The organism is Pseudomonas sp. CC11G, from assembly GCF_056174845.1.
On record NZ_JBWBZC010000001.1, the window covers coordinates 218,594 to 235,857 of the forward strand.

The 17,264-nt window shown below is 61.3% G+C and carries 16 protein-coding genes; 10 read left to right on the top strand and 6 right to left on the bottom strand.

The window, feature by feature from the left end:
- Positions 1 to 81 precede the first annotated feature (81 nt).
- From hslO to AC0V2S_RS01090, 3 genes are all read left to right on the top strand, one after another.
- The gene (gene hslO / locus AC0V2S_RS01080) at positions 82 to 969 is read left to right on the top strand and encodes an Hsp33 family molecular chaperone HslO (RefSeq protein WP_475508122.1); all 888 of its coding nucleotides are present in this window, start codon (positions 82 to 84) and stop codon (positions 967 to 969) included.
- Between the two features lie 155 nt (positions 970 to 1,124).
- Positions 1,125 to 2,669: a phosphoenolpyruvate carboxykinase gene (locus tag AC0V2S_RS01085; RefSeq protein ID WP_475508123.1), complete on the top strand. Its 1,545-nt coding sequence runs from the start codon at positions 1,125 to 1,127 to the stop codon at positions 2,667 to 2,669.
- A 246-nt stretch (positions 2,670 to 2,915) separates the two neighbouring features.
- Positions 2,916 to 3,338 carry an HPF/RaiA family ribosome-associated protein gene (locus AC0V2S_RS01090; protein ID WP_475508124.1) on the top strand — a complete coding sequence of 141 codons (423 nt, stop codon included), beginning with the start codon at positions 2,916 to 2,918 and terminating at the stop codon, positions 3,336 to 3,338.
- Positions 3,339 to 3,403: 65 nt separating this feature from the next.
- Here the strand turns inward: AC0V2S_RS01090 and AC0V2S_RS01095 are convergent, their stop codons facing one another.
- The 3 genes from AC0V2S_RS01095 to AC0V2S_RS01105 all read right to left on the bottom strand — a co-directional run bounded on the left by AC0V2S_RS01095 (position 3,404) and on the right by AC0V2S_RS01105 (position 5,452).
- Complete coding sequence (locus AC0V2S_RS01095) at positions 3,404 to 3,613, bottom strand: YgdI/YgdR family lipoprotein (RefSeq protein WP_475508125.1); 210 nt, start codon at positions 3,611 to 3,613, stop codon at positions 3,404 to 3,406.
- Between the two features lie 156 nt (positions 3,614 to 3,769).
- Positions 3,770 to 4,258, bottom strand: a complete 489-nt coding sequence (locus AC0V2S_RS01100; protein WP_475508126.1) for a hypothetical protein — start codon at positions 4,256 to 4,258, stop codon at positions 3,770 to 3,772.
- Positions 4,259 to 4,537: 279 nt separating this feature from the next.
- Positions 4,538 to 5,452, bottom strand: coding sequence for a LysR family transcriptional regulator (locus AC0V2S_RS01105; RefSeq protein ID WP_475508127.1), 915 nt, complete (start codon positions 5,450 to 5,452; stop codon positions 4,538 to 4,540).
- A gap of 117 nt (positions 5,453 to 5,569) precedes the next feature.
- On the opposite strand from AC0V2S_RS01105, the gene AC0V2S_RS01110 reads away from it, so the two are divergent.
- The 5 genes from AC0V2S_RS01110 (at position 5,570) to AC0V2S_RS01130 (ending at position 11,322) form a co-directional block, all read left to right on the top strand.
- Entirely contained in the window at positions 5,570 to 6,811 is a 1,242-nt protein-coding gene (locus AC0V2S_RS01110) for a 3-hydroxyacyl-CoA dehydrogenase (protein WP_475508128.1), read from the top strand.
- Entirely contained in the window at positions 6,808 to 8,598 is a 1,791-nt protein-coding gene (locus AC0V2S_RS01115) for an acyl-CoA dehydrogenase C-terminal domain-containing protein (RefSeq protein ID WP_475508129.1), read from the top strand. The genes AC0V2S_RS01110 and AC0V2S_RS01115 overlap by 4 nt, the downstream gene beginning before the upstream one ends.
- A gap of 135 nt (positions 8,599 to 8,733) precedes the next feature.
- Entirely contained in the window at positions 8,734 to 9,702 is a 969-nt protein-coding gene (locus AC0V2S_RS01120; protein ID WP_475508130.1) for a CE1 family esterase, read from the top strand.
- A gap of 10 nt (positions 9,703 to 9,712) precedes the next feature.
- Positions 9,713 to 10,876 (top strand): iron-containing alcohol dehydrogenase, encoded by a 1,164-nt coding sequence (locus tag AC0V2S_RS01125; RefSeq protein ID WP_475508131.1) that lies wholly within the window; start codon positions 9,713 to 9,715, stop codon positions 10,874 to 10,876.
- Between the two features lie 11 nt (positions 10,877 to 10,887).
- Positions 10,888 to 11,322 carry an acyl-CoA thioesterase gene (locus tag AC0V2S_RS01130; protein WP_475508132.1) on the top strand — a complete coding sequence of 145 codons (435 nt, stop codon included), beginning with the start codon at positions 10,888 to 10,890 and terminating at the stop codon, positions 11,320 to 11,322.
- Between the two features lie 51 nt (positions 11,323 to 11,373).
- On the opposite strand, the gene AC0V2S_RS01135 is transcribed toward AC0V2S_RS01130, so the two are convergent.
- Complete coding sequence (locus AC0V2S_RS01135) at positions 11,374 to 11,841, bottom strand: hypothetical protein (RefSeq protein WP_475508133.1); 468 nt, start codon at positions 11,839 to 11,841, stop codon at positions 11,374 to 11,376.
- A gap of 308 nt (positions 11,842 to 12,149) precedes the next feature.
- On the opposite strand from AC0V2S_RS01135, the gene AC0V2S_RS01140 reads away from it, so the two are divergent.
- Both AC0V2S_RS01140 and AC0V2S_RS01145 read left to right on the top strand, forming a co-directional pair.
- Positions 12,150 to 13,208: a DUF2157 domain-containing protein gene (locus AC0V2S_RS01140; RefSeq protein ID WP_475508134.1), complete on the top strand. Its 1,059-nt coding sequence runs from the start codon at positions 12,150 to 12,152 to the stop codon at positions 13,206 to 13,208.
- Positions 13,205 to 13,987 carry a DUF4824 family protein gene (locus AC0V2S_RS01145; RefSeq protein ID WP_475508135.1) on the top strand — a complete coding sequence of 261 codons (783 nt, stop codon included), beginning with the start codon at positions 13,205 to 13,207 and terminating at the stop codon, positions 13,985 to 13,987. Before AC0V2S_RS01140 ends, AC0V2S_RS01145 begins: the two co-directional genes overlap by 4 nt.
- A gap of 12 nt (positions 13,988 to 13,999) precedes the next feature.
- Here the strand turns inward: AC0V2S_RS01145 and AC0V2S_RS01150 are convergent, their stop codons facing one another.
- The gene (locus AC0V2S_RS01150; protein ID WP_475508136.1) at positions 14,000 to 16,330 is read right to left on the bottom strand and encodes an FdhF/YdeP family oxidoreductase; all 2,331 of its coding nucleotides are present in this window, start codon (positions 16,328 to 16,330) and stop codon (positions 14,000 to 14,002) included.
- Positions 16,327 to 17,169, bottom strand: coding sequence for a formate dehydrogenase accessory sulfurtransferase FdhD (gene fdhD, locus AC0V2S_RS01155; RefSeq protein ID WP_475508137.1), 843 nt, complete (start codon positions 17,167 to 17,169; stop codon positions 16,327 to 16,329). The genes AC0V2S_RS01150 and fdhD overlap by 4 nt, the downstream gene beginning before the upstream one ends.
- Between the last annotated feature and the right edge of the window lie 95 nt (positions 17,170 to 17,264).

The window sequence follows — 17,264 nt, forward strand, 5'->3', positions numbered from 1 at the left end:
TCGGCGATAGAGAAGACTCGCTTGGTCGCCGCTGCCTTTGCGCATAAAATCGCCGGCCCTGGCAAAGGTTGCGAATCCGCTATGTCTGATTTTTCCCAACGCTTTATGTTCGACGACAGCGATGTGCGCGGCGAGCTGGTGTCCCTCGGTGAGAGCTACGCCCATGTGCTGGCCAAACACCCCTACCCGGAACCCGTGGCGCAATTGCTCGGCGAACTGCTGGCAGCCGCCGCGCTGCTGGTAGGCACCATGAAGTTCGATGGCCTGCTGATTCTGCAGGCGCGCAGCTCCGGCGCCGTGCCGCTGCTGATGGTGGAATGCTCGAGTAACCGCGAAATCCGCGGCATCGCTCGCTACCACGAAGAACAAGTGACCGCCGACGCCGGCCTGCGTGAGCTGATGCCCGAAGGTGTGCTGACATTGATCGTCGACCCCACTAAAGGGCAGCGTTATCAAGGGATTGTTGGCCTCGACGGAATCAATTTGTCGGAATGCCTGTCTGACTACTTCGCTACATCTGAGCAACTGCCGACGCGCTTCTGGCTCAACGCCGATGGACGCCGTGCCCGTGGCCTGCTTTTGCAGCAACTGCCGGCCGAGCGCATCACCGACGCGGAAGAACGCGCGGCCAGTTGGCAGCACGTCACCGTGCTTGCCGACACCTTGAGTGCCGAAGAACAGTTGGGGCTGGACAACCAGACCTTGCTGCACCGCCTCTACCACGAGGAAACCCTGCGCCTGTTCGAGCCGCAACCGTTGCAATTCAAATGCAGCTGTTCGCGGGACCGCTCGGCCAACGCGCTGGTCAGCCTGGGTGAGCCGGATGCCGAAGCACTGCTGGTGGAAAGCGGTGGCAGCATCGTTATCGACTGCCAGTTCTGCAACGAGCGGTATGCGTTCGATGCGGCGGATGTGGCGCAGTTGTTCGCCGGTGGCGGGGTGAAATCCCCCTCCGATACTCGGCACTGATAATGCAGGGCGTTCAGCGCCCAGTGAAAATGATCAGAGGCTGCACCTGAATTGTGCTTTCTGGCATAATCCGGCCACTTTTTTATATGTAGTAGTTTTTTGATCGTTACTACAAAACGTTTGGAGGCTCGGCTCGAGGCCGACGGGGACCCCATATGACGCAAGCCAATAACGCCGTTTACACCGACATTAGCGCCGCACAACTGGTCGAAGAGTCCATTCGTCGCGGCGAAGGCGAACTTGCCGCCAACGGCTCGCTGGTTGTCCGCACTGGCCACCGCACCGGTCGTTCGCCGATCGACCGTTTTATCGTTGACGAGCCAGGCACTTCCGCTGCCATCGCCTGGGGCCCGATCAACCGCAAGTTCCCCGCTGACAAGTTCGACGCCCTGTGGGAGCGCGTTTCCGCGTTCGCCGAGGCCAGCGACCGCTTCGTTTCGCACGTGCATGTAGGCGCAGATCCTGCCCACTACCTGCCGGTGAAAATGACCACCACCTACGCCTGGCACAACCTGTTCGGCCGCTGCCTGTTCATTGAACCGGCCGCGTACAACCCGAGCACTAAAACCGAGTGGCAAGTGCTGAACGTTCCACAGTTCGAATGCGAGCCTGAGCGTGACGGCACCAACTCCGACGGTTGCGTGATCCTCAACTTCGCCGCCAAGAAAGTGCTGATCGCAGGCATGCGCTACGCCGGCGAAATGAAGAAAGCCATGTTCTCGGTACAGAACTTCCTGCTGCCGGCCGTCGACGTGCTGCCAATGCACTGCGCCGCCAACATTGGTGAAGAAGGCGACGTGACCCTGTTCTTCGGTCTGTCGGGCACCGGTAAAACCACTCTGTCGGCCGATGAAAGCCGTTACCTGATCGGTGACGACGAGCACGGCTGGGGCGTGGGCAGCGTGTTCAACATCGAAGGCGGCTGCTACGCCAAGTGCATCGACCTGTCGCAGAAGAACGAGCCGGTTATCTGGAAAGCCATTCAGTTCGGCGCCGTTCTGGAAAACGTTGTTCTCGACCCGGTTACCCGTCTGCCGAACTACGCCGACGACAGCCTGACCCAGAACAGCCGTGCCGCTTACCCGATCGAACTGGTCGAGAAGCGCTCCGAGAAAAACCTCGGTGGCGAGCCGAACGCTGTGATCTTCCTGACCTGCGACCTGACTGGCGTGCTGCCACCGGTGTCGATCCTCAACGAAGAGCAAGCGGCTTACCACTTCCTGTCCGGTTACACCGCACTGGTCGGTTCCACTGAAATGGGTTCGGGCGGCGGCATCAAGTCGACCTTCTCCACCTGCTTCGGCGCACCGTTCTTCCCGCGTCCGGCTGGCGAATACGCTGAGCTTTTGATCAAGCGCATCCGCGGCTTCGGCTCGAAGGTCTACCTGGTTAACACCGGCTGGACTGGCGGCGGCTACGGCGTCGGCAACCGCTTCAACATCCCCACCACCCGTGGCGTGATTGCAGCGATCCAGAGCGGCGCGTTGATCGGTACCGAAACCGAGCACCTACCAATCATCAACCTCAGCGTGCCGAAGTCGGTACCTGGCGTTGAGACCAAGCTGCTCAACCCACGCAACACCTGGACCGACGGCAACGCTTACGACGAAGCAGCCAAAGGTCTGGCGCAGCAGTTCGTCGAGAACTTCAAGAAGTTCGACGTTTCTGATGCCATCAAAAACGCCGGCCCGCAGCTGTAAGGGTTCGATGTTTTCAAGAAGCCGCCTTCGGGCGGTTTTTTTGTGGGCGATCTGAAAATTCTGGATCCCTGCCTGCGCAGGGATGACGGTGTTCTGACCAAAAACCTCGTCATCCCGCGAAGGCGGGGATCCAGACTCGTGCAGGTTCCTTCAGAAACATCCCGCTCGATTTAGATCAATGCTTTACCTGAACCTTGCCTGTATATCTGGTTTCCAACACCTACAACCGTCGTAAACGAGGTAGCTATGCAAGTTCAAGTCAACAGCAACGATATGCAAGGCAGTGCCCGTCTCCAGGAGTGGGTCGGTTCAGCAGTCAGTGATCGGTTGGAGCGGTTCGACGATTTTCTCACCCGGTTGGAAATTCACTTAAGCGATGAGAACGGCAGCAAAGCCGGTGCCGAAGACAAACGCTGCCAGATCGAAGCACGCCCCAAAGGCCATCAGCCGATTTCCGTTACCCATAAAGCCGAATCCGTAGACCTCGCCGTCGAAGGCGCTGCGGAAAAAATGCGCCATGCGCTGGAGCACCTGCTGGGTCGCCTGGACGCCAAAATCGTCTCCACCGGCCATATCCCGACCGAATTCGATGAAGCCACCGGTGAGGACACCGATGCGCTGCTGCAGGAAGACTTCCTCGCCAACCAGGACGCGCTCGGCAAAAGTTGATTGCCGTCTGCCAGTCATAAAAAAACCGCCCTTCGAGGGCGGTTTTTTGTGGGCGTTGATTGCGCTTAGCGCTCGATCAAGCCTTTTACCTGGGCCTGCGGAATCTGCTGTTCGTTGCCATCGGCATCTTCGTATTGCAGCAGGCCGGTCTCATCATCCAGCTCAGGTTTGCCCTGGGTGTTGATCATCTGGCCGTCGGTTGTGTTGATAATGTAATCGCTCGAGCAGCCGGCGAGGGTGAGCAGGCAGCAAGCGGCAAAGATCCATTGTTTCATGGGTGTTCTCCTGTATGGGTCTACAGAAGTTGACCGCCCGGACCGCAAAAAGGGTCCATGTTTTTTTGCGTCAACGCACTTTTGTGGGAGAGGATTCGGCCTCGATTCCTAGAAAAGGCAATCGAGGCTGAAGCTTCTCCCACAAGAGCGATTCCATTAAGCAACCAGACCAGGATTAAGCAAATCCACCCCATTCTGGGTTTCCTGGTAGGTGGTAATGGCCTGCGTGGCCACCAACGTAGTCACCTGGCTCTGACCATTCAACCCAAGTGCCTGCGGGTTGGTGTTGGTCGCCAACTGCTGACGAGCAATGTTCTCGGCGGAGAACGGATTGTTCAGGTCGTCCTGCTGCTGATTAAAGGCGTCCAGCTGCGCCTGGGCTAGCTGGTTCTGCAGGTCCTGAATCTGTTGCTGCTGGGCCTGCTGCAGGTCTACCTGACGCTGCTGCGTTTGCTGTGCCTGCAGGTCTCGCTGCTCTTGCAGCTGCTGCCTACGGGCCTCGGCGGCCTCGTTACTGGCTTGCAATCGATCTGCCAGGGAGGTCGTGTTGCTGGCCTGCGTCGCAGTGGTCAGCAGGTTGTTGTTGGGCACTACCGGGGTAGTGGTGTAGAACGCATTGTTCACGCTGTCGATGGCTAAGGGCATAAAAGGCTCCCTGGTTTTATGGCCTGGGAATGTCAGTGTAAGTGCCTAAACCGCCGCTCTTTAGGCGGATGTGGCATAGCTACCCGAAGCAGATGGTCTAGAACTTTTTGCCCCTGCCGTTGACCCGCCGCGCTTGGCACCGCCGCCCGTTGCGCTTGATCGCCCATGAGCCGGGGGCTGTGGATAAATCGGCAAAAAGCGCTTTTGCACCGACGTGCCAGCCCTCATTTGCCGCGCTTGCCGTGGCGTTCCGCGCGAAAAACCGACGAACGTACCTCTTCATGGTGCATCGGGCAGCCCGATCAGCATGATCTGCTCCACCAGCCATTGCAGCGCCGGGTCGCGAAGGCGTTGGCCGAGATGGACGATTTCCAGGTGGAACGGCCCCAGCGGCATCGGCAGATCCCACAGGGTAAGCGGCAGCAGCGCAGCGAAGTGTTGCGCCAACTGACTGGGCAATACGGCCGCCAATTCGCTGCTGGCAACGATATGCGCCGCTTGCAGGTAGTTCGGCGTGGTGTAGGTGATGGTGCGGCTCAGGCCTTGCTCGCTTAGCCATTGATCGACCATGCCGCGGGTTTGCCCGCCGTGCACCCACAAATGCCGCAGGGCCAGAAAGCGCTCCAAATCCAGCGGCGCCTCGTCGGTCAGCAGCGGGTGCCCCTCACGCACTGCCAATTGCAGGGTTTCGCTCATCCAGTGGCGGCGGGCGAAGCGCGGGGGAATGTCTTCGAAGCGGCCTAGAACCAGATCCAGCTCACCTTTATCCAACGCATCACTGGGCAAGCTCGGGCTCAGGTGGTGGATTTCTATGCGAATGCCCGGCGCCAGCTGACTAAGCTGTTCGATCAGGCGCGGCATGCAAATCAGCTCTACATAGTCGGTCACAGCGATATTGAAACGCTGCTTGCTGCGCGCCGGGTCGAAGATTTCGCCCGCGCTCAGGCTTTGTTCAATCTGCTGCAACGCCGCGCGAATCGGCCCGGCCAGCGCCAACGCGCGTGGGGTCGGTTGCATGGCGCGACCGACCCGCACCAGCAGCGGATCATCGAGCAAAACTCGCAAACGATTGAGGGCGTTACTCACCGCCGGCTGGCTCAACGACAGGCGTTCGGCTGCGCGCGACACATTGCATTCACGCAGCAAGGCATCAAGTACGCGCAGCAGATTGAGGTCGAACGTGGAGATATTCATTGGGTGAATGCCAAATATCACAAGACTAAATTTCAAAAATAGTAGCGCTTTACTTATGGTGTTGGGCGTTTTTGCGTTTGCTGCTGCGCGCAGCCCCTTAATAAAAAGGAGTCCCAGATGACCCAGAGCACCTTCGATATCAAACGCGCCGCCGTTATCGGCGCCGGCACCATGGGCCGTGGCATCGTCATGAGCCTGGCCAATGCCGGCATTCAGGTGCTGTGGCTGGACAACAATCCGCAGATGCTCGAACAAGCCATGGGCGTGGTGGCCGACACCAACGCCCATAACGTCAAGCTGGGCCGTATCACCCCCGAAGACTCCGCCGCGCGGCTGGCTTGTGTGACCCCGGTGGGCGATTACGCCGCGCTGGCCGAGGCCGACCTGGTGATCGAAGCGGTGTACGAAAACCTTGAGCTCAAGCAGCAGATTTTCCGCACCCTGGATACCACCGTTAAACAGGGCGCGATTCTCGCCAGTAACACCTCGGCGCTGGATATCGACGCCATCGCCAACGTCACCCAACGCCCGCAAGACGTGCTCGGCCTGCACTTCTTCAGCCCGGCGCACATCATGAAATTGCTGGAAATCGTACGTGGCGAAAAAACCAGTAAAGCGGTGCTCGACGCGGCGGTCGCTCTGGGCAAGCGCATCGGCAAAGTCAGCGTGGTGGCCGGCAACTGCGACGGTTTTATCGGCAACCGCATGCTCGCCACCTATGTACGGGAAGCGCGCATGCTGCTGCTCGAAGGCGCATACCCGCATCAAGTGGACGCCGCGCTGCAAGGCTTCGGTTTTGCCATGGGCCCGTTCCGTATGTACGACGTGGTCGGCATCGACCTGGAATGGCGTGCCCGTGAACTGGCTGGCAAGGGCCAGGATGATCCGGCCGTGCAAGTGGATACGCGCCTATGCGAACTGGGCCGCTTCGGTCAGAAAGCGCGCATGGGTTACTACCGTTACGCCGAAGGCAGCCGCCAGGCCGAGCACGACCCGGAAGTAGACGCGCTGGTGCTGCAGGTGTCCGAACAGCTGGGCTTCAAACGTCGCTCCATCGGCCAGGAAGAAATTCTCGAACGCTGCCTGCTGGCGCTGGTGAACGAGGGCGCAAAAATTCTCGAAGAAAACATTGCCGCCAACAGCCATGACGTCGACCTGGTGTACCTCAATGGCTACGGCTTCCCGAAAGAGAAAGAAGGGCCGATGAGCTGGGCCGACAGCCAGGGCGTGGACGATATTCTTGCCCGCTTGCAGACCCTGCAAACCCATTTCGGCAACCACTGGCAGCCGGCCAAATTGATCGAACAACTGGCCACCAGCGGCAAACGCTTTTCCGACGTTAAAGAGGGTTCGCTATGAGCTATCAAGCCCCGCTGCGCGATATGCGCTTTGTGCTGCACGAGATGTTCGACGTCGGCGCCCACTGCGAACTGCTCGACAACGGCCTGGACCGCGAACTGGTGGATGGCGTGCTGGAAGAAGCCGCGCGCTACACCGGCGAAGTGGTCGCGCCGCTTAACCGTGGCAGCGACGAAGAGGGCGTAACGCTGGTCGATGGCAAGGTCACCACGCCGACCGGTTTTCGCGATGCGTACCAGCAGTATGTGGATAACGGCTGGGCCAGCATGACCGGCCCGACCCAGTACGGCGGCCAGGGCTTCCCGCAGATGGTGGCGGCCAGCTTCCATGAAATGCTGATGGCGGCGAGCCTGTCGTTTCGCGTCTATTCCGGCCTCACCGAAGGCGCCGTGCTGGCGCTGTACAAGCACGGCAGCGAAGAGCTGAAGAATTCGTACCTGGGCAAGATGGTCAGCGGCAGCTGGACTGGCACCATGTGCCTCACCGAGCCGCAAGCCGGCACCGACCTCGCGCTGCTGCGCACCAAGGCCGAACCGCAAGCCGATGGCAGCTACGCCGTTACCGGCAGCAAGATTTTTATCAGCGGCGGTGAGCAGGACATGTCTGAGAACATCGTCCACCTGGTGCTCGCCCGTCTGCCCGATGCCCCGGCCGGCGTAAAAGGCATCAGCCTGTTGCTGGTGCCCAAATACATCGCCAAATCCAATGGTGCGCCGGGTGAGAAAAACTCCCTGAGCTGCGGCGCCATCGAACACAAGATGGGCATCAAAGGTGCCGCCACCTGCGTGATGAACTTCGACGGCGCCAAAGGCTGGCTGATCGGTTCGGCCAACCAGGGCCTGGCGTGCATGTTCACCATGATGAACGACGCGCGTTTCCAGGTCGGCCTGCAAGGCCTGGGCATTGCCGAACGTTCCTACCAGGGCGCCCTGAGCTATGCCCGTGAGCGTCTGCAATCGCGCGCGCTTACCGGCCCGGCCGCGCCTGAGAAAGCCGCCGACCCGATCATCGTGCACCCCGATGTGCGCCGTATGCTGCTCACCCAGAAAACCCTGGTGGAAGGCAGCCGCATGCTCTCGGCCTACACCGCGCGCCAGCTCGACCTGGAGCACGGTCACCCGGACCCGGCCGAGCGCAAGGTGGCGAGCAAGCGTGTGGCGTTGCTGATTCCAATCGTGAAATCGTTCTTCACCGACATGGGCCAGGAAGTGGCCAGCCTGGGCGTGCAGATTTACGGCGGCCACGGCTATATCCGCGAATGGGGTATGGAGCAGTTGATGCGCGATAGCCGCATCACGCAGATCTACGAAGGCACCAACGGCATTCAGGCGCTGGACTTTATCCGCCGCAAATTGCTCGGTGATGGCGGGGCTGAGCTGAACGCGCTGCAAGACGAATTCGCCGCGCTGTGCGACGCGCAAAGCGGCCGTAGCGAGCTGGCTGACCTGGTGCAACCGCTGCAAGCCCGCCTGCAGGAATGGCGCGAGCTGACCGCTGACGTACTAGCGGCCAGCAATCGCGACCCGCAAGAAATTGGCGCCTGCTCCGTGGATTTCCTGCAATACAGCTCGTATCTGTTGCTGGCCGGTCTGTGGCTGCAAGCGGCGGCGCGGGCGCAGGATGCATTGGAAGCGGGGACCGGCGAGGTGGACTTCTACACAGCCAAGCTGCACAGCGCGCGGTTCTATATGCGCCGTGTGTTGCCGCGTGTTAGCAGCCATCGCGAGATGCTGTTGGGTGGGGCGGATTGCTTGATGGCGTTGCCGGAAGCGCATTTCGCGTTTTAAGTGTACGGCTCGGGATTCTGGGTCCCCGCCTGCGCGGGACGACGGTGAAATAACCAACACCACCGTCATTCCCGCGCAGGCGGGAATCCAGAATCTTCAGTCGATCATCCATAACAATAAAAAAGAGGGTGCCGATTGAAAAAGCTCGTTCGTATATCCGTAGTCGTGCTGGGCCTTATCGCCTGCCTGTACGCCTATTTCGCCTACGCCCCCCGGCCTAACCCGCCGACCCTGAGCGCCAGCGTGCAACACGACCACATCCAGGTCGGCGCACTGGACCGCCAGTACAGCTACTACGTGCCCAAACAACTCCCAGCCAACCCGCCTTTGGTGTTCGTGCTGCACGGCTCGCTGCAAACCAGCGACGACATCCGCGCCTACACCGGCTATGAGTTCGAGCGCCTGGCCGATGCCAAGGGTTTTGTGGTGGTGTATCCACAAGGTTTTGAGAACAACTGGAACGACTGCCGCAAGGCGGCCGACTACGCCGCCCGCACTCAAAATATCGATGACAAAGGTTTTGTCGCCGCGCTGATTCAGCGCTTCGCCGAGCAGCAGCACATCGACCCTGCGCGGGCTTTTTTGACCGGCTATTCCAGCGGTGGTCACCTGGGTTTCCGCCTGGCGTTGGAGCAGCCTGAACTGCTCGCCGGCGTGGCGGCGGTGTCGGCCAGTCTGCCGACTAACGACAACCTGGCCTGCCAGAGCAGCGGCAAGCCGGCATCGGTGCTGGTGATCAATGGCACCGATGACCCCATCAACCCGTTCAACGGCGGCAAGGTCACTTTGTTCGGTTTGGGCAATCGCGGCACCGTGCGTTCGTCGGCCGATACCGTGGCCTATTTCGCTGGCTTGAACGGCTACCCCGCGCAAGCCACTGTGCAGCAGGAACCGAGCGCCAACGTGCGCTTCCAACAATGGCAGGCCGCGGGTAAACATGAAGTCGCCCTGTATGCCCTGGCCGGCGGCGGCCATCTGGTGCCGCAACCGAATTACCGCGCCCCGCGTTTGCTGGGCCATAACACCGACGGCTTTAATGCACCCGAAGCCATCTGGGCCTTTTTCGCCCGTCAGCCGAGCGCTGTTACACCGCCTTCACCCTGAGGAGATCGTCATGCATCCGTTCAGCTTTGCCACTACCGCGCAGATCATCTGCGAATCCGGCTCGGCCCGCCGCCTGGCCGCCCTGTGCCGCGAGCGCGGGGCCGACTCGGTGCTGATCGTCACCGACCCCGGCATCACCAAATTCGGCCTGCTTAACGACGTGCTGCCAGGGTTTGCCGACGAAGGCCTGAGCGTGGCGGTGTTCGACCAGGTGGTGGCCGACCCGCCCGAAGCCATCGTGCTGAAGGCCGTCACCCAGGCCCGCGAATTGCGCGCGCAATTGATCATCGGTTTTGGCGGCGGCAGCTCCATGGACGTGGCCAAGCTGGTCGCCTTGCTGGCCCACCCGGACTGCAAGCAGGAGCTCAAAGATATCTACGGCGTGGGCAATGCCCGTGGTCAGCGCTTGCCGCTGATTCAGGTGCCGACCACCGCCGGCACCGGTTCGGAAGTCACCCAGATCGCTATCATCACCACCGGCGAAACCACCAAGATGGGCGTGGTGTCGCCGCTGCTGTTGCCCGACCTGGCGCTGCTGGATGCCGACCTGACCCTCGGCCTGCCGCCGGCAGTCACCGCCGCTACCGGTATCGATGCGATGGTGCATGCCATCGAGTCGTACACCAGCGCGCTGAAGAAAAATCCGTTGTCGGACTTGCTCGCCCGTGAGGCCCTGCGCCTGCTCGCCGCCAACCTGCACGAGGCGGTGCACAACGGCCAGAACCGCAGCGCGCGGCAAGCGATGTTGCTCGGCGCCTTGCTGGCCGGTCAGGCATTCGCCAACGCGCCGGTGGCGGCGGTGCATGCCCTGGCGTATCCGCTGGGCGGCCACTTCCATATTCCCCACGGCCTGAGCAATGCGCTGGTGCTGCCCCATGTGCTGCGCTTCAATGCGTCGGCCGCCAATGCGCTGTACGCCGAGCTGGCGCCGCTGCTGTTGGGCGACAAGCTGAAGGCAGGTGACACGCAGAGCCTGACCGAACAATTTATTGCCGAGCTGTCGGCGCTGAATGAGCGCCATGGTTTACCGAGCCGCCTGCGCGATGCCGGCGTGCCGGAGGAGATGCTGGCGCAACTGGCCAGCGATGCGATGCTGCAACAGCGCCTGCTGGTGAATAACCCGCGCGCCGTGACCGAAGCCGATGCCCTGGCGATCTACCAAGCCGCTTACTGATGAGTACCTCGATGACCGACCGCCAACACCTGCGCAGCGACTACGCCCACTTCCAGCCGATCACCACACGCTGGCACGACAACGACGTGTATGGCCATGTGAACAACGTGACCTACTACAGCTTCTTCGACAGCGCGGTGAACACCTACCTGATCGAAGTGGGCGGCCTGGATATCCATGGCGGCGCGGTAGTGGGGTTTGTGGTGAGCTCGTCGTGCGACTACTTCGCTTCCATCGCCTTTCCCGACCGGATCGAGATTGGCCTGCGGGTCGGCAAGCTGGGCAATAGCTCGGTGCAGTACGAGTTGGCAGTGTTCAAGGCGGGCGAGGACGAAGCCTGCGCGGCGGGGCGGTTTGTGCACGTGTTTGTGGACCGCGAGAGCAATCGGCCGGTGAGTATTCCGGATGGGTTGCGCAAGGCCTTGAGCGATTTGGTAGTGGGTTAAAACGCTTATTCAACGCCATAAAAAAACCGCCCAACTGGGCGGTTTTTTTATTTAGTCGTGACGACGGTGCTTATGTTTGCCATGGCCGTAGTGATGGCCATTGTCGTGACGGTAGTTGCGTTTCTTGCTGTGGCTTTCGCGCTCGTCATCGGCGCGGCTGGCGCTGCCGTAGTTATTACCCAGCGCGCCACCCGCTGCACCACCGACGCCCGCACCGATCATGCCGCCGGTGCTGCCGCCCATTTTATTGCCGATGACATTGCCACCCGCAGCGCCGATGCCGCCACCAATGGCTGCCTCGGTTTTATTGCCCTTACGCGCGCCGACGGCCGCACCGCCTGCACCGCCCACGCCAGCGCCGATCGCCGCGCCGGTGGAGCCGCCCATCTGTTCACCCACTACCGAGCCCAACACCCCGCCCAGTGCGCCGCCAATACCGGCTTCGGTATTGCCTTCGGCTGCAAATGCCTGGCTGCCGAGCAAGCCAAGGGACAGGATAAAAATGCGCGAGTACTTCATGCAGGGAGAAACCTATGTAGGAAAGACGCGCCGATCCTGTATCCGCTTCGGTACACAAACAAGCCTCAATCGACAGCCGGTACGGGTTTGTTCACGTTTCGTAAATATATGTTTTAGCTAGGAAACTTTTACTTTTCTGGTGGGGTCTGAGGTCTCTTGTAGGAGAGGCGTAGGATTGGTTGGGGCCGTCTTGGCGAGGCATAGCCGAAACCCATCGATTCGCGTAACGATGGGTTTCGCTGCGCTCTACCCATCCTACGGTCCTACCTGCCAGAATCGCCTGCACTTCCCCCCGCCAAGGAGCAGGCATGAACGCCGAACAGGCACAGCAACGGCTCGGTCAGATCGAGGCGTTTCGCCAGGAACTCAAACAGCTGCAAGCCGAGCGGGTACTAACCCTCGCGCCCGAGCAGCGTCAGCAGGTCGATGAACATCACCGGCAACTGCTGCAGCACTTTTCCACCACCCTGGATATCGACGCCGACGAGCGCTCTCGCCAGCTCTCGCTGGGCATGCGCGCGGCCTCGCTATTCGGTGCGTTGGCACTGGCGGCCAGTCTGTTTTTTCTGTTCCACCAGTTCTGGGGCCTGTTCAGCGAAGTGCAGCAGGTGGCGATTCTGCTTGGCACCACCCTCGGCACCTTCGGCCTGACCATCTGGTTGCACGGCCATGACCGCAGCGGCTACTACACCAAGCTGGCGGCGCTGCTGGCGTTTATCGCCTTTGTGCTGAACCTGTCGCTGGCCGGGCAGATATTCAATATCACCCCTTCCGACAAAGCCCTGATCCCCTGGGCCATGCTCGCCTTTCTCCTCGCTTACCAATGCAACCTGCGCCTACTGCTGGCCGCCGGGCTGATCTGCGTGGGCGGCTATATCGCTGCGCGGGTTGGCGCGTTTGGTGGTGGGTATTGGTTGTCGGTAGGCGACCGCCCGGAAAACTTCTTCCCGTCGGCGCTGGTGCTGTTCTGCCTGCCGCTGGTGATCAAGCACGAGCGCTTCCCAGGCTTTGCCGCGCTGTACCGGGTGTTCGCGCTGCTGTTCATTTTTCTGCCGGTGCTGGTGCTGTCGTTCTGGGGCGAGAGCAGTTACTTGTCGCTCGAGGCCTCGGCTATCGAGTCGCTCTACCAGTACCTGGGTTTTGTGCTGGCCGGGCTCGGTATCTGGCTGGGCATTCGCCGTGGCTGGCGTGAAGTCAGCACCACCTGCATGGTGTTCGGCGTGCTGTTTCTCTACACCAAGCTGTTCGACTGGTGGTGGGAGAGTCTGCCCAAATACCTGTTCTTCCTCGCTATCGGGGCCATTGCCGTGTTGTTGCTGGTGCTGATGCAACGGTTGCGTCGCTACTCGGCAGGCGGTGCAGCATGAGCCCGCTAAAACGCACGTTCTGGCTGGGGGCCGGGTTGATTGTGCTGAGCAATGCGGTCGCGCTCGGCGGGGTGTTTTACAACCGCAGTGGCGAACCCGACAGCGTATTGCGGTTGAGCGAGCGGGAGTTGTCGATGGCCTACAACCAACTGCGGGATGACAGCGATCTGGCGGGGCAAGTGCTGGACCTGGAAGTCCGCGTGGCCAAGGGCTGGGTAACGCCGGACAAGCTGACGGCCCTGGGTTTCGACATGGGCGAGAACGGCACGGTCGAGCGCAGAGACCGTATCGAACGCGACGGTTTCGTGGTGTTGGAACTGAACGGTGCGGGCTATCAGGCCGCGCTGACCGCCGTCGAACTGGAATTGAAGCAGGAGCAAAAAAAGGCGTCGTCAGAGGCAGAGCAAACGCAAGCGCAGCCGCCGAGCGCTGAATATGAGCTGGAACGGCTGCGCGACGTGGATACCCGGCTGTACGTTGTGGACGCCGACCTTGATGCCGCGCGCTTGCGCGAGCGGTACCCGGACCGCAGCCGTTACAGCGTGGCGCGTGCCAGCTTGCGCATGGGCTGGGAATGGGAACGGCGCGTTCCGAGGGAGCTGGGTTATTTGCTGTATGTCGACCTCGCCGACCTCAGCGTGCCGGGCCAATGGCGCGACGTATTCAGTGGTTGGCAGCCCTATGACCGCTCGGCTGAAGAGCGCAGCAAGGTGAGCGTTGAACTCGCCTTTGGTAAGCGGTTTGAACCGTGGATCACCGACGCCAGAAGTATCGAGTGACCGTAGGATGGTTTAGATAATCCGCCCGTTATCCCGCGCCGGCTCGAAGCGAATGGCGACGAATTTCGAAGTCGGCGTATAGCTACCATCACCCACGCTTTCCAACGGCACCAACGGGTTTGTCTCCGGGTAATACGCCGCCGCTTGCCCGGCCGGAATATCGTAGGCCAGCAACGTAAACCCGCTGATGCGCCGCTCACGCCCGTCACCCCATAACGACAACACGTCCACCTTCTGCCCGGGCTTGTAGCCCAGGCGGATGATGTCGGCTTCGTTGGCGAACACCACATCGCGCTGGCCTTTCACCCCGCGATAACGGTCGTCGAGGCCGTAGATGGTGGTGTTGTATTGATCGTGCGAACGCATGGTTTGCATGATCAGGTCTGGCACTTCGCCACGGGCGCGAATGCCTTCGTGGATCAGGTGGTCCGGCAGGGCGTTGGCTTTGAACGTGGCCAGGCCCGAGGCGGTGTTCCAGCGGCGTTGCCCGGCGGCATTGCCGAGGTAGAAACCACCCGGGTCGCGGGCACGCTGATTAAAGCCCTGGAAGCCCGGCACCACATCGGCGATCAGCTCGCGAATGCGGTCGTAGTCTTCAATCAGCCATAGCCAGTTCACCGGCTTGTTGCCCAAGGTAGCGGCGGCGATGCCGGCGACGATGGCCGGCTCCGAGCGCATTTGTTTGCTCAGCGGCTGCAGCTGGCCGTTGGAGGCGTGCACCATGCTGAAGGAGTCTTCCACGGTCACCGCTTGCGGGCCGTTGGCCTGGCGGTCGATATCGGTACGGCCCAGGCACGGCAGAATCAGCGCCTGTTTGCCGAGGGTCAGGTGGCTGCGGTTGAGCTTGGTGCTGATCTGTACCGTAAGGTCGCAGTTCTGCAGGGCCTGGTGGGCGCGCGGGGTGTCGGGCGTGGCTTGGGCGAAGTTGCCGCCCAGGCCGATAAACACCTTGGCCTGGCCATCGAGCATGGCGTGAATGGCTTCCACGGTGTTGTGGCCGAATTCACGGGGCACCTTGAAGTCGAAACGGCGTTCCAGCGCATCGAGGAAAAACGCCGGCGGCCGGTCGTTGATGCCCATGGTGCGGTCGCCCTGCACGTTGCTGTGGCCACGCACCGGGCACAGGCCGGCGCCGGGTTTGCCGATGTTGCCGCGCAGCAGCATCAGGTTGGCGATTTCCTGAATGGTCGGCACCGAATGGCGGTGCTGGGTCACGCCCATGGCCCAGCACATGATCACGCGCTCGGCATTGCGGTAAAGGTGCGCCATCTGCTCGATGTCGGCCTTGGTGAGGCCGGACTGCTCGATGATGTGCTCCCAACTCGTGGCTTCCACAACCTCCAGGTACGCCTCCACCTGCGCGGTGTGCTGGGCGATAAAGGCGTGGTCAAAGACTGTGGATTTGCCTTTGGCCTGGGCTTCGCGGTCCCATTTAAGGAGAAACTTGGCCATGCCGCGCAACGCCGCCATATCGCCGCCCAGTGCCGGGCGGAAGAAGGTGGTGCTGGTCGGGCGGTCGCCGTTGCTGAGCATTTCAATCGGGTGCTGCGGGTGTTGGAAACGTTCCAGACCGCGTTCTTTCAGCGGATTCAGGCACACCACTTGCGCGCCGCGCTGCACCGCCTCACGCAGCGGTTCGAGCATGCGCGGGTGGTTGGTGCCGGGGTTCTGGCCGATGACGAAAATGGCGTCGGCGTGTTCGAAGTCTTCGAAGGTGACCGTGCCTTTACCAACCCCGACGCTTTGCCCCAGGGCCACACCGCTGGCCTCGTGGCACATGTTCGAGCAGTCGGGAAAGTTGTTGGTGCCGTAAGCGCGCACAAACAGTTGGTAGAGAAATGCGGCCTCGTTGCTGGCTCTACCTGAGGTATAGAACTCGGCCTCGTTGGGGCTGGCCAGGGCGTTGAGGTGCTGGGCGATGAGCTCGAAAGCGGCGTCCCAGGAAATCGGTTTGTAGTGGTCGCTCGCCGGGTCGTAGACCATCGGTTCGGTGAGGCGGCCCTGGAATTCCAGCCAATAGTCGCTCTGTTCGCGCAGGGTGGTGACGCTATGTTTGGCGAAGAAGGCGGCGTCGACACGGCGCTTGGTCGCTTCCCAGTTCACCGCCTTGGCGCCGTTCTCGCAGAACTTGACCATGCCGCTTTCCGCCGACTCGCCCCAGGCGCAGCCCGGGCAGTCGAAGCCGCCGTGCTGGTTGGTTTTCAGCAGGGTGCGGATGTTTTTCAGGGCGTTGTCGCTCTCCAGCCAGAAGTGCGCCACGCTTTTCAACGCGCCCCAGCCGCCGGCTGCGCCCTTGTAGGGCTTGTAGCGTTGGGCGGGGTGGGTGTCGACCTGATGGCTCATTGCGGGTACTCCGGGCTGTAAACCCGCGGCGCATTTTTATGCGGCAGGTGAATCAGATTGAGGTTATGGCGGCGAGCCCATTGCACGGCGAGACCGGTGGGTGCCGAGAGGCTGACCAAGGTGGTGATGCCGGCGCGCAGCACTTTCTGGATTAACTCCAGGCTGCAGCGGCTGGTCACCAGGGCCAGGCCGCCGGTGGTGGAAATCTGCTGGCGGGTGAGGGCGCCGATCAATTTGTCCAGGGCGTTATGCCGGCCGATATCTTCGCGGCCCAGCAGCAGTTGGCCCTGGTTATCCATAAACAGCGCTGCGTGTACGGCGCCGCAGTGTTGGCCGAGGGGCTGAAAATCGTTGATGCGGTCGCGCAGGCCGACCAGCCAGGCGGCGGGCGGCAAAGGCGCCTGGGTTAATGCGGTGAGTTGCGGCAGCGCTTGCTCCACGGCTTCCACGCCGCACAGGCCGCAGCCGCTGGTGCCGGTCATTTGCCGGCGTTGCTGCTTGAGATTCCAGAAGGCGCGGCTGCTGATTTGCACCTCGGCCTGACGGGCCGAACCGCTGCCGCTGAGCTTGAGGTCATAAATGTCGTCGATGGACTCGACAATGCCGCTGCCGAGGCTGAAGCCGATGACGAAATCTTCCAGGTCGTTGGGGGAAACCAACATGACCGCCTGGCTGATACCGTTGTAGGCAATGGCCAGCGCCACCTCTTCGGCCAGGTCGGCAGGCGCCGCTGCGCTGTGCTCTAGCTCACAAAAGCTGTAGGGCTGGCTGGCTTCGCTAAGGGGGGAAGCAGAGGCGCAGGCGGGAACCGCCGCAAGGGGTTGGCGTTTGGCGTTCATTGTCGTCACCGAGATGCACGAGGTTCGGTTGATCGTTATTTGAACAGCCTAGGCCGGTTGACCGATGGCGTCTAATCGTCAGTGCTGATGTGGTG

Coding starts and splice junctions, on each gene's coding strand:
- AC0V2S_RS01100 (WP_475508126.1), bottom strand. CDS start 4,258: ATGCCCTTAGCCATCGACAGCGTGAACAATGCGTTCTACACCACTACC.
- AC0V2S_RS01145 (WP_475508135.1), top strand. CDS start 13,205: ATGAGCCCGCTAAAACGCACGTTCTGGCTGGGGGCCGGGTTGATTGTG.
- AC0V2S_RS01125 (WP_475508131.1), top strand. CDS start 9,713: ATGCATCCGTTCAGCTTTGCCACTACCGCGCAGATCATCTGCGAATCC.
- AC0V2S_RS01095 (WP_475508125.1), bottom strand. CDS start 3,613: ATGAAACAATGGATCTTTGCCGCTTGCTGCCTGCTCACCCTCGCCGGC.
- AC0V2S_RS01135 (WP_475508133.1), bottom strand. CDS start 11,841: ATGAAGTACTCGCGCATTTTTATCCTGTCCCTTGGCTTGCTCGGCAGC.
- AC0V2S_RS01110 (WP_475508128.1), top strand. CDS start 5,570: ATGACCCAGAGCACCTTCGATATCAAACGCGCCGCCGTTATCGGCGCC.
- hslO (WP_475508122.1), top strand. CDS start 82: ATGTCTGATTTTTCCCAACGCTTTATGTTCGACGACAGCGATGTGCGC.
- AC0V2S_RS01105 (WP_475508127.1), bottom strand. CDS start 5,452: ATGAATATCTCCACGTTCGACCTCAATCTGCTGCGCGTACTTGATGCC.
- AC0V2S_RS01130 (WP_475508132.1), top strand. CDS start 10,888: ATGACCGACCGCCAACACCTGCGCAGCGACTACGCCCACTTCCAGCCG.
- AC0V2S_RS01085 (WP_475508123.1), top strand. CDS start 1,125: ATGACGCAAGCCAATAACGCCGTTTACACCGACATTAGCGCCGCACAA.
- AC0V2S_RS01140 (WP_475508134.1), top strand. CDS start 12,150: ATGAACGCCGAACAGGCACAGCAACGGCTCGGTCAGATCGAGGCGTTT.
- AC0V2S_RS01115 (WP_475508129.1), top strand. CDS start 6,808: ATGAGCTATCAAGCCCCGCTGCGCGATATGCGCTTTGTGCTGCACGAG.
- fdhD (WP_475508137.1), bottom strand. CDS start 17,169: ATGAACGCCAAACGCCAACCCCTTGCGGCGGTTCCCGCCTGCGCCTCT.
- AC0V2S_RS01090 (WP_475508124.1), top strand. CDS start 2,916: ATGCAAGTTCAAGTCAACAGCAACGATATGCAAGGCAGTGCCCGTCTC.
- AC0V2S_RS01150 (WP_475508136.1), bottom strand. CDS start 16,330: ATGAGCCATCAGGTCGACACCCACCCCGCCCAACGCTACAAGCCCTAC.